At 37.5% G+C, this 11,312-nt stretch carries 10 protein-coding genes; 6 read left to right on the forward strand and 4 right to left on the reverse strand.

Annotation, left to right across the window (positions count from 1 at the left end; translation table 11 throughout):
- Positions 1–19: 19 nt before the first annotated feature.
- The 3 genes from H6G08_RS38515 to H6G08_RS10590 all read right to left on the reverse strand — a co-directional run bounded on the left by H6G08_RS38515 (position 20) and on the right by H6G08_RS10590 (position 5,367).
- The gene (locus H6G08_RS38515; protein WP_190541435.1) at positions 20–3,013 is read right to left on the reverse strand and encodes an RNA-directed DNA polymerase; all 2,994 of its coding nucleotides are present in this window, start codon (positions 3,011–3,013) and stop codon (positions 20–22) included.
- A 208-nt stretch (positions 3,014–3,221) separates the two neighbouring features.
- A complete protein-coding gene (locus tag H6G08_RS10585) occupies positions 3,222–3,935 on the reverse strand; it encodes a flagellar motor protein (RefSeq protein ID WP_190541437.1) in 714 nt (237 codons plus the stop codon).
- A 25-nt stretch (positions 3,936–3,960) separates the two neighbouring features.
- Positions 3,961–5,367, reverse strand: coding sequence for a hypothetical protein (locus H6G08_RS10590; RefSeq protein WP_190541439.1), 1,407 nt, complete (start codon positions 5,365–5,367; stop codon positions 3,961–3,963).
- A gap of 261 nt (positions 5,368–5,628) precedes the next feature.
- On the opposite strand from H6G08_RS10590, the gene H6G08_RS10595 reads away from it, so the two are divergent.
- The 3 genes from H6G08_RS10595 to H6G08_RS10605 all read left to right on the forward strand — a co-directional run bounded on the left by H6G08_RS10595 (position 5,629) and on the right by H6G08_RS10605 (position 7,444).
- Complete coding sequence (locus H6G08_RS10595) at positions 5,629–6,660, forward strand: serine/threonine-protein kinase (protein ID WP_190541441.1); 1,032 nt, start codon at positions 5,629–5,631, stop codon at positions 6,658–6,660.
- Between the two features lie 68 nt (positions 6,661–6,728).
- The gene (locus H6G08_RS10600) at positions 6,729–6,995 is read left to right on the forward strand and encodes a FitA-like ribbon-helix-helix domain-containing protein (protein ID WP_190541443.1); all 267 of its coding nucleotides are present in this window, start codon (positions 6,729–6,731) and stop codon (positions 6,993–6,995) included.
- Complete coding sequence (locus tag H6G08_RS10605) at positions 6,992–7,444, forward strand: type II toxin-antitoxin system VapC family toxin (protein WP_190541445.1); 453 nt, start codon at positions 6,992–6,994, stop codon at positions 7,442–7,444. Before H6G08_RS10600 ends, H6G08_RS10605 begins: the two co-directional genes overlap by 4 nt.
- 23 nt (positions 7,445–7,467) lie before the next feature.
- Here H6G08_RS10605 and H6G08_RS10610 read toward each other — a convergent pair whose 3' ends face one another.
- Positions 7,468–7,680 (reverse strand): helix-turn-helix domain-containing protein, encoded by a 213-nt coding sequence (locus H6G08_RS10610; RefSeq protein WP_190541447.1) that lies wholly within the window; start codon positions 7,678–7,680, stop codon positions 7,468–7,470.
- Positions 7,681–7,902: 222 nt separating this feature from the next.
- Here H6G08_RS10610 and H6G08_RS10615 point away from each other — a divergent pair, with 222 nt between their 5' ends.
- The 3 genes from H6G08_RS10615 to H6G08_RS10625 all read left to right on the forward strand — a co-directional run bounded on the left by H6G08_RS10615 (position 7,903) and on the right by H6G08_RS10625 (position 11,221).
- A complete protein-coding gene (locus H6G08_RS10615) occupies positions 7,903–8,391 on the forward strand; it encodes a hypothetical protein (protein ID WP_190541449.1) in 489 nt (162 codons plus the stop codon).
- 279 nt (positions 8,392–8,670) lie between these two features.
- Positions 8,671–10,713: an eCIS core domain-containing protein gene (locus H6G08_RS10620; RefSeq protein ID WP_199322473.1), complete on the forward strand. Its 2,043-nt coding sequence runs from the start codon at positions 8,671–8,673 to the stop codon at positions 10,711–10,713.
- Between the two features lie 196 nt (positions 10,714–10,909).
- Positions 10,910–11,221: a papain fold toxin domain-containing protein gene (locus H6G08_RS10625; protein ID WP_190541451.1), complete on the forward strand. Its 312-nt coding sequence runs from the start codon at positions 10,910–10,912 to the stop codon at positions 11,219–11,221.
- Positions 11,222–11,312: the final 91 nt, after the last annotated feature.

An 11,312-nucleotide genomic window follows, 5' to 3' on the forward strand; every position in this document is an offset into this window, starting at 1 on the left:
ATAACAATCGTGTTAATTTTTAGTATCCATTATTTTCACTATTCCAACTAGACTGGCGTTTGCCACTATAGTATTTATGGCGAATAATTGAAGGTTCCTCTTGTTGAAATAAATTTTCTAACCCACCTTCTAATGCCATATTACTTGCTTCATCAAGTATATAGTCAGTCTCATTTTCTAACACTTCATAAATAATATCTTCTCGCTTATATTGTCCTAGTATTAACAAATAGTTTTTCTTTAATCTATTAACAGGTGCTGGGTTGCTATTTAAAGCTTTTACTACAGAACTTATGTGCTGTTCTTGTACAAGTTGAGTGATTAAATTAGGGAAATAATTAATGAGGTACAACCAAGTCTCCGTTGCCATAATTTTTTCTACAGTAGAATTACTTTTTGTGGCAAAATAAACTAGTGTATTCCAATCATGTGCGTCAATACTAGGCAAGAAGCGTATTGCACGCAGAGTAATAGAGCGCATATATTCAGCAGTTGGTGCTGTGCAGTTAGTATAATATTCTAACAACTTCATCACTTCAGATCTATGCCCCTGACGTGCTAAACTTTCTACGATTGGTAAAGGTTTGCGAATCAGCCAAGGATAATCACATAAAATTTTAATAAGTTCTCTGCTGATTGATGCAAATCCTAAATAAATTAACTTGTTAATTACAAAACGTATTCGTCTTTCTGCTATTTCTCTTTCTGGATTAATATCACTCAAATATTTTAATTGCTCTTGAACTTCATAAAATAAATCTACTAGTTGCAAATGTAAGTTATATTTTGTCTCTGTCCAATCTAGGTTAAGAGAATTAAACATCAACCTCCAGTAGTGAATATTTTCTGGAGTACTGTTATCTGGTAGGCTTGTTAAAACTAAACAAGATTCAAGGTTTACTTCGCGCTTGTGTTTGAAGATATACTTATATATTTTTCGGCTTAGTTCAGGTGCAGTGATATAGATACCAATACTTTCTAAACAAATTCGATATTGCTCTAAAAAGTACCACCACTTTTCATCTGAATCATAATAGTTTCTAAATTCAGTTCTATACTGCTCATTCATAACCCATACATGAGTCATTAAATTATTAAATTTCGTATTAATTTTGTTTAAAACATTATCATCTTGAGTTTGTTGAATAAATTCAGTAACTTCATATATCTGAGTTTTTTCCTCATTTAAACTCAGACCAAGTTTGAATAACTCTTCTTGAAGAGTATCTAAGACATTCTGAAAATATTGTGGATTAGGAATAATTAAAATAATGTCATCTAGATAACGATGATACTCAACATCCCATGCATTATTTGCTCTAAATTTAGCATCAATAGATGTTAAATAAATATTTGCATAGAATCCTGAAGCACTACCCCCTTGAGTTATACCTCGACCAATTTCATGTTCATCTAACTTTTGTGAAAGTAATATTCGTAGCAACCATCTAATACGTTCACTTTCAGTACGTAATTCATCCATCGCTAACTCAATTAGATGGTCTTGTATAATTTTTGTATAATAAGATTTAATATCAACCTTTAGAACCAAAGCATTTTCATGCTTTTCTGCACTCCTACGAGCCTCAGCAAGAAAACTATCATAATATGCATTGAACCAAGGTTCATATAAATATTCTGTTTCTTGGTTTCCATTTCTTCGAGCTAGACGATAAGCATTACTACTTTGCAAACTATCTGCTTTATCTCCTAGTTTCTGAATAATTGCTACTGATAATATTTCTTCTTCCATCCGCGATAATATTTTTAAACGACCAGATGAATGTTGTTTTATAAATTTGTATGATATCTGCTCATGAGTATGGGCTACATCCTCAGTGTAGGCAATTAATTGCTGTTGTAGCCTATTTAGGTTTGCATCCAGATTTTTCTCAAATAGACGAATTTCTATCTCATCGAATAGCGATTCTGTAAAGAAGTTATGACGTGCCCTTACCCAAGCCAGTTTAAGATTTTCTAAGCTTGTAACATCAATCCAGTCTTGGTCAGATTTTAATCCAGCACTATTGATAGTGCTGATATCAACATGAAATTCTGAATAATAATATTGTTGCTGATGCTTTTCTATCCAATAGCTACTATCAGGATTTGCATAGTCAACTCTATAAGTACCTTCACCTATTTGCTTTACAGTGTGGAGGCTACGACTGAAAACGTTTTTTAAAGCATTTCCCATCTCTCTAACACGGTTTTGAAGTAAGGAATAGTCAGTGCCAATTGTAATCACATGCATATGATCTATTGGCACTTCTTCAAATAATTGTTTGTATGCGAGTGCCTCTACATGCCCAAACTCCTCATAATCATCCACTAAAACATCTGAGCTAACGCCTAGAGCCTTAAGATTGCTGTAGAGTTGCTTGCAATCTTCATGATTGCTACTCAGTAGAGACACTACATTAACCTGCATGATCAAAACATGGGCTAGACAAGGTTGTTGCCAATAATCACACTTTTGCTTGCAACGTCTAATCACTCTAGACATAGCATCTGGTATACCATAAGGTACTATTTCATACTCCAAGTTGATTTTTGATGAAACAACCTTAGCCTTGACTTGTTCCATCAATTGACTGTACAAAGCAACAGCCCCGGGATTAATATCTACACCTAAACAAAAAATATTTGGTGAATGATTGAAATTACCTATTTCCTGTAGGTAAAGGATTGTTTCTATAAAGGAAACAGAAGCTGCACCTGCGCCACATCCAACATCAATAAGGCAAATATGTGGGTTATATTTTATCCATTCTAATAACTGTTCTAAGCCAATAATCTCTCTTAAGGTATGGGTAAGTTTGAAATAGTGCGCTGGAAACAAGGCATAATACTGAGCTGCTGCACTTTTGAGAGTATTTTGACTCAAGGAACGAGTAATATCTTTAAAATGAATCTTTTTATACCCATCTGCCTCTGACTTTGTTTCTAGCCAATCATGTACAGCAGTATATGCACTTGCAATGTAAGGATGAAATGATAGATAATGTTGCACTCTACTAATGATTCAATTTTTAACTAAGAATTTAATAAATAATAACTTAAGGGAGTGATTATACGCATAATATTACTCACTTCAAGATATTCTTGATATTTTCGGTTTTTTTATATTCCGAATTGCCGTTTTTCATGTTACGTGTGTAATGAAAGCGATCGCCACTTTCTCTCCCAAGATTTAGAATTTTTGCACGAAATCATCAGTATTAGCGTTTATTACCTATAGTCTTATACTGTCCCAACTGAGCGAAGCGAATTTCAATCCGCCGACGCTTGGGATTATCGCTTCTGTCTGGTGGCGCAAATCCTCTATCATCTGGTAATAGCAATTGCGCCGCAGAATAGGCTCGAAATTTTAGCTGCTTGAAAAGTCCTGATTTTTGTTGACGTTGCACATTTTGCAGTTCTTTAACTACTGCTAAGGCTCTCATTAAGCCTAAATCAGCATTAGAACCTGGACATAAAATCGAAACATCGCGATTACGAGTAGCAACTTCTTCTAATTTTGTATCTAAATTCCCACCGTTTTGATTACTACATTTTAAATAACCAACTTCTTCACCATCTGTATGACCAATAACTTCAATAACATCAACTTTTTTATTACTATTTTCAATTTGCTTAATATTATTTTCAATTTCTTTTAAAATTATGCCATTTTGACCGATATCGGTTTTTAAATTACGTGGTAATACTGCGCTACCCGAAGGAAATTCATATTTTGCCGATGGTAGTTCAATAATTGTTGGCTTTTCATCAGCACCAGTTCCTATCTGGGCATCATTATTTTTTGAATTTCTGGCTATTACTAATAATAGCAGCAACGTCATAATCATAAAAGCATTAGACATTAAATCAGTAAAAGAAGTCCAGATACTAAAAGTATCATTCATCGGTACAGTTCTTGTTCTTCTTGGCATATTATGTTCTCCCTTGAGGTTTAACTCAAGATTGTTGTAATCTTGCTAATGCAGTTACTAAATTAGTCATATTAGTTTGAATATGCTGCATAGCTTGATTATTTTGCTCAAATTTTTCAGTAATTTTTTGTAATTGATTAATTTGATTATTTAATAGCGATGCATTTTGATTTAATGCTGAGACTAATTGCGTTGTATTCGTCTGAGAAGCTTGTGTAGTATTTTCAATAACTCCTACCAAACTTTGCAAGCGATTATTGTGTGTACCAACTTCGCCAGTGTGGTGCGTTAAAGATGTTGTTAGTTGGGATACATTAGTGTTGAAAAATTGGCTGCTTGTTGACAGTGTATTGGCATTTTGCACCAGGCGATCGCTTACTTGCGTGAGGTTTTGTTGATTAGTTTGAATTAAGTTTTGGATTTGTAAAGAATTATTAACCAAAGTCTGACCAATAGCTTCTAGATTATCTGCATAGTCTTGTAATTTATCTATGGCGTTATCAAAAGAATTAGTCGATTTACGTAGAGAATTTGTGATATCGGAGAAAGTGTTAGTTAACTTTGCTAAGTTGTTAGTTGCACTACTTAAAACATTAGCGCCTGTTTGCATCGACTGCGAAGATTGATTCGCTACAGCTTGGAAGTTATTCGCAGATGTATTAAGTGTATTTGATGCTGCTGTCACAGCATTTTGAAAATCTTGAGTGCTTTTTGGTAAAGTGGTGATAAAACTATTTAAGCTTTGGGAATATTTATCGATAGACTTGATTAAAACTTCTATTTTTTCTACTACAGTTGGCTGATTTTGCGATAACAAAAAATCGTTATCTAGGTAATCTTCTAAAGAAATCAGCAGTTTATCTTTCTCTAAATCTAAATCATAAGTCGGATGAAATTTCGTCAAAAACACGCTTCCTGCTAAAGCTGCAAGACTACTCACAAATGCGATCGCCATTGAACCGATAATATCTGGTAAGGCTTGTTGTAATTGCAGTTCGCCGCCAGTATTTCTACCGATTAAGAATAAATTCATTGTAATTCCCAAGAATGTCCCTAGTAAACCGAGAGCTAAAAGAGAGTTAGGAAGTAACTGATAGGAACGCTTATGTCTTTCCCAAATTTTTAATTCTGGGTTTTCACTACATCTTTTTTCTATTAAAGCTACTTTATTAATTTTCTCTAATTGGTATTTGCTAATACCTTGAACTTTCTGGACTAATTCAGCCTGAATTTTTTGTTCGATTGTATCTACTTGTTGAAGTAAATTTTTCTTCAGTCTGACACCATCAATCGTAGATTTAATAGTTAAAGTCACAAAACCCAAAACTATTAAATAAGGAAACCAAGGTATAGATGAAGGCTTAATTAAGTAAAGTAATAATAAAACTGCACCAATTATTAATACACCAGAGCGAATTGAAAGTTGATTCATAATTTAGCAACTTTAAAAGTATATTAGTAGATGACCTATATGTAATAAAACTTCTCAGTGTGTAAAATTCATCATAACATGTATTTTGTAGTATAAAATATGTTACATACTTGACTCAATGCTTGTATCAGTAGACTTTTAGCCATGCTAACTATAGATAGTTAGGGTGCAGTAGTGAAATATATTTGCTGATGCGGCAGACAAAGTAAGTATTTTTTTCATGAAATTACTTAGGGACAATCTCTGCTAGGGTACTGTCAGATGAATACAGGGATATCTAAAATTATCGGTGGACGTTATGAGATTGTTGCATTACTTGGGGAAGGTGGTTTTAGCAAAACTTACCTAGCGAATGACTTGTTACAATCTGGAATGCATTATGCAGTTAAGCATTTTACGTTTTCTAGTACTAAACCAAGTGCGGTTACTACAGCTAAAAATCTCTTTCAACGAGAAGTAAATATTCTGCAAAAATTAAACGGACATCCGAATATACCGAGTTTCTTTGAATATGTAGAAGAAAATCAAGAATTCTATTTAATTCAACAATATATCCAGGGAAATACTTTAACTGAAAAAATCCAATCTCGGCAAAATCTCGCAGAGTCTGAAGTTATCGAAATGATACATAAAGTAATTAATATTCTCGAATTTGTCCATGAAAATAATATTATTCATCGAGATATTAAGCCAGATAATATAATTATAGATAAAGACGATAATTTATTTTTAATTGACTTTGGTGCTGTCAAAGAATTTATTGCTCAAAATACTCAGCTACAAAAACCAGGAACACAAATATATACCCAAGGCTATGCACCAATAGAACAAATGCGAGGATATCCCCGATTTAATAGTGATATTTACGCGCTAGGAATGACAGCAATTGAAGCACTCACAGGTTTAGAACCTCAAGCTTTAACCTTGGATATTTACGGAGAAATTGTCTGGAGAGATAAAGCAGAAGTTAGCGATTGGTTAGCAAATATATTATCAAAAATGGTTCGCTATGAATTTAGTACTAGATATCAAACAGTTATCGAGATAAAACGAGATTTAAATCCAAATCAATCTGTAACAAACTTAGTACCAACACAAGCGATCGCACCATCGATTAATATATATCAAACAAGCAATGAATCCACAAGTAATATGATTCTTTATACAATCATGGGTGTGTTATCGATCGGAGCAATTCTGTATGCGGCTGGATTACTACCAGGAACAAGAAATACTCAGCCGAAGAGACAACAAGCTTTATTACTAGAAACAACTTTAATTTCTGATGTTTAGATACAGCAATACGCTGCTAAATTAAATCATGCTATTATTACTGATAAATCCCTTTGTGAGGTAGAACAATGGCTACTCTAAATCTTCTACATATACCCGATGATTTATATGAACGATTGCAAGAGTTAGCTCAAGCTGAACATCGCTCAATTGACGATCAAGTCATTACAATATTACAGAATGCTTTGGAAACAAAGACACAGCAAACAGAAGAAGAAAGACGAAAAAACGTCCTAAAACTTTTAGAGGAAAGTAGTAGTCGTCGTCGCTTAAATCCAGCAGACTTTGGATTACCTGATAGTACTGAACTGATTCGAGAAGATCGCGATAGATGACAAATACTCTCAGATGTGTGGTAGATACTAGTGTGTGCATCAAGTATTTTATTGCTGACCCACTAACTGCTAAAATTAATCAACTTTTTGGACATCTCGCTAATCCACAGACTGAAATCTATATCCCAGACCTATTTTACATCGAGTGTGCCAACGCTTTGTGGAAATACGTCCGTGCTAAGATGTATACTGCTAGTGAGGTACAAGCAGATTTAGCTACTCTTAAAGCTTTCCCGTTACATGTTGTCTCCACAGCCGAATTGATGGCAGATGCAGTTACTATTGCTTTAAATTATGGCATTTCAGCCTATGATGCTTCTTATGTTGCGCTTTCACAACAAGTAGGTGCTACTTTGCTGACTCTCGACGGTAAACTAGTCAGAGCATTAAGTACTTCATCTTTCGATATTTGCTTGTTTAATGATTTTGATGTACCACCCTTACCTTAATATTAGGCTTATTTCAGCATCAATTATTCCTGCACGACCTCAACTAATTCCTCAATCATTACGTCAAAAGTGCGTGCTAACTTCTGGATTGCGGTAAAATCTACAGTTGCCAGTCCAGGCGATCGCGCGTAGGTTCTGAGAGTACTATACACCACACCAGAACGGTCAGATACCTCTTTCAGCGTCCAACCCCTCTCCGCAGCAAATTCTCTAATCTTTAACCGAACCATTCCCATAATTTACTTGACAAATGACTTATATGAGTCGTTTAATAATTATAGCTTAAATAATAACAATCGCCCTCTGGCCTGGAAAACTAAAGGGCGATTGTGTTGAAGTTGATCGCGTACATTCTGTTTACAGAGATGTTCTGTGTGAGAACAGTACGCATTTCCTTTAAACAGAAGGCATTCCCTTTAAGCAGAAATCCCATTCTTTTTAAACAGAAATTTAGTCTTATGTTATCATCCCTCAAGCCCAAAGCGCTTGTCATCCGTGAATCAAAAATTGTTCATAAATCAGCGATCGTTCATCCGTTAGCGCGATTTGTTACCGAAGAAGCTATTTGTTTAAGATTCCAAATTAATCGTGAAGATATATATACAGTCGAATGTTGGCGCTACATAATTTACGTTCATGGTAAAGGCGTGAGTAAATTTGTGAGCTATGCTGATTTTCCGCCGATTTTGGGTGTAAAAGCACCGACGCAAAGCGATGTTGCAAAATGGCGTAGACGCTGGCGCAAGCAACATGAACCCCATCGCCACAAGCAAGCGCCTCATTGGTGGGGAGAATTTTTTATTGATGAATTCTGTCAAGCACAATCAGAGGCTATGTTACATCGTTGGCTAGAACTAGTTGAGTCGATTCAATTTGCTTTTAATGCAGAAAAGTTAGCAGAATTGAGAAATCGCTATCAACAAGAAAAATTGCTTTTGCGGAGCTAAAACACCTAAAGCTTTGGACAGGAGTAATTGATAAAAAATATTTGCAGTTATGTAATGAAATTGTTAATGGATAGGATTATCTCTATTCATGCTGTGATAGCGTTGTTAACCCAGGCGATGGCCTAGCTGATAATTCAGTTTTAATTTCTGATACGCAAAAATAATTAACAGTTAAATATAATACTGTATGTATAATCAATATTTATGGCGACCAGTACCAAGATGACGGGATTATTACACAAGACATAAGTCGCCAAGTAGCCCAAACAAGGCGTTATTATGAAGCATGAAAAAATCCACAAATCCTCTTCCAGGAAACCCGCAACTCAGGAAGGAAGTATTTCGCAGTTAGCTTTGCGCCCGAATAATATCCAAGCAAAACAGAATTCCCAAAAACCTCCTACACAGGAAGAAATAGAGAACGAAGCTTTCAACCAAGACAAGCAGGAAGCCTTTGGACTGCAACTTAAGGAAAAGTATGGCGCGATCGCTCCTGAAGAACAAGAAAGATTAGGCCTTTTGCAAGCCAAGATGGATGACTTCTGGGTGCAGAGATGGGAAAAGCGATCGCACTTAGGTCACAACTTTGCGAATATTCCCATTCATGCTCCAGATAAACAAGTATCAGCACCGATACAGCCTCATCTACCACCTTTCCAGGCAAAATTGACGATTGGGGAGCCTGGAGACAAGTATGAGCAGGAAGCAGATCGGGTAGCATCCCAGGTAGTACAACAGATAAATACACCATCTGCGGCACAGTCAACTCAAGGACAGTCGGTACAGCGTCAGGAAGAACCAGACGAAGAACTAGAGACGAAACCGAGTATTTCTGTCCTCCAGCGATCGCCTTTACCAACCCAGGTACAGTTAGAAGCGATGCCTGAAGATGAAGAATTACAAGCTAAGTCAATCTTACAAAGACGGGGTGCCCAGGGAGGCGGCGAAGCTTCAACAAATTTGGAATCAACCATTAATACTGCCAGGGGAAATGGACAGCCTTTAGATGCGGGTCTGCAACAGTCAATGGGGCAGGCTATGGGGGCGGATTTTAGTGGGGTGAAGGTGCATACGGATGCTCAAGCTGACCAGTTGAATCGCTCGGTTCAGGCGAAAGCGTTTACAACGGGGCAGGATGTGTTCTTTCGGCAGGGGGAATATAACCCAGGGAGTCGCGGGGGGCAGGAGTTGATTGCCCATGAGTTGACTCATGTGGTACAGCAGAATGGTGGGGCAGTGATGCGATCGCAGTTGCAAAAGGATACAACGCTACATTTGTATAGAGCAGAGCCAAGTATAAAAGCAACCATCCAGCAACAGAAGATGAGCTTCTCCACTGCAACTTCTTCGACACCAGGCACGATTGTTCAGTGCAAAGTAACCATAGGATCGGACAAGTATGAGAGCGAACGGGGTGGACGACGTTTAAAGTTTCGATTGGGTCGATCTCTAGAGATGATGTTTGGGAAACGAGCACCCGATGATGTCATGGAAAAAATAAAAGGCATGGTGACCGACGAGCGCAACCACATCTTTGATTCTGATTCGGCGTTTTTGCAATATGTTGTTGAGTCTTACGGACAGCAATTGACGCAGGTCGGAAGCACCAGACGCAGGGGAGCAAATAGCCATTGGACGACCAACCCGTTGGGACGAGCTAAGTTCACAACCCGGGTGCAACAGGATTTGCTTGTGGGAGAAGAAGAGCATCGCCGACATGTGATCCCCTCGCATACATTGGGTCAGGCGGCGGCGATGAGCACGAGTCCGCTTAATGATATCAATGATTTCAATGAACGATGGGGCGGGCAATCGTCTGATTCGGAACATGACGCACGAAATAACAGTTACAATATTCTTCACAATAATTTGCATAACCTTTGGGTAGGTAAAGGTGGGACGAATAGTGCAATAGGCTTTATTCAAAGCACTATGTTTGGCATCTCGGATTCCATTGTGAATATGGCAGACACATACGGAAATGTTGACTTACAAAATGTATTTCGTGTCATGAATGACAAGGCGAAACCGACATTTCCTGCATGGAAAGACTTTCAAACGGCATGGGATTTGATTATAGGGGTTACAACCGATTTGTTACAGTCCGTTGCTAACAACGACGGGAAAGTCAACGTGGTGGATACGGCGGATGTGTTTACTGATATTGCAAATTCATGTGCACTCGACTTACCTGAGTCAGCTATAACACCACAGGCATACCAGCAGCAGGTAATAACGTTGTTTGAAGCTATGCATGTGGAACGTCAACATCATGCGAAGGATGGCGTGTTTGATAAGTTTATGAACTTGGGATCAACATGACATGATGCGTCGTAGCGGCAGTGCGTTAGCTGTGCTTGGGCGAGCTTTGTTATTGTAGTGCGATCGCAGATCTTGTAATTTGATCGCTCTCTCCATAATCACCAAAAATGCGATCGCCCCGAAGTGTTTTTGTAAACAAGGCGATCGCTCATAAATCGCACAGACGCTACAATAAAACCAACTTTTTGTTCAGGAGGTGCTTTACCTGACAGAACCTGTAGACGATGCAGCGATCGCAGAACTTTACGAAACCATCGGCAATATTGTTATCCGATTTCCCCTACTTCACTGTCAAGAATGTGCCAGCACCCTCAAAAAATGGCTAAAACAACGTGGAGTACCGGGAAAACTTTGGCGAATTTCTACCCGATACGACCATGAAGATTTTATCCTGAGCGATCGCCTTGAACAACAGGGTTGCTTTGAAAGCATTACTGAAAATGGTGTTCACTACGGTGTTGAAGTCTATGGAAAAAGGGAGCATCCCAATTTTGACGCAATACCCTAGAAGGGTATTGCTATACCAACAAAGCCTGCCTTCGCAGGCTAAAAGTTTGATAGCCTGCGAAGGCAGGCTTCGTATTTCTAGCCCCACCCTT

This window comes from Calothrix anomala FACHB-343, assembly GCF_014696435.1.
Classification (GTDB): domain Bacteria; phylum Cyanobacteriota; class Cyanobacteriia; order Cyanobacteriales; family Nostocaceae; genus Aulosira; species Aulosira anomala_A.

What these genes read in the sequence shown, in the direction of transcription:
- H6G08_RS10585 (WP_190541437.1), bottom strand. Translation starts at nt 3,935, where the DNA reads ATGCCAAGAAGAACAAGAACTGTACCGATGAATGATACTTTTAGTATC.
- H6G08_RS10590 (WP_190541439.1), bottom strand. Translation starts at nt 5,367, where the DNA reads ATGAATCAACTTTCAATTCGCTCTGGTGTATTAATAATTGGTGCAGTT.
- H6G08_RS10595 (WP_190541441.1), top strand. Translation starts at nt 5,629, where the DNA reads ATGAATACAGGGATATCTAAAATTATCGGTGGACGTTATGAGATTGTT.
- H6G08_RS10600 (WP_190541443.1), top strand. Translation starts at nt 6,729, where the DNA reads ATGGCTACTCTAAATCTTCTACATATACCCGATGATTTATATGAACGA.
- H6G08_RS10605 (WP_190541445.1), top strand. Translation starts at nt 6,992, where the DNA reads ATGACAAATACTCTCAGATGTGTGGTAGATACTAGTGTGTGCATCAAG.
- H6G08_RS10610 (WP_190541447.1), bottom strand. Translation starts at nt 7,680, where the DNA reads ATGGGAATGGTTCGGTTAAAGATTAGAGAATTTGCTGCGGAGAGGGGT.
- H6G08_RS10615 (WP_190541449.1), top strand. Translation starts at nt 7,903, where the DNA reads ATGTTATCATCCCTCAAGCCCAAAGCGCTTGTCATCCGTGAATCAAAA.
- H6G08_RS10620 (WP_199322473.1), top strand. Translation starts at nt 8,671, where the DNA reads ATGAAGCATGAAAAAATCCACAAATCCTCTTCCAGGAAACCCGCAACT.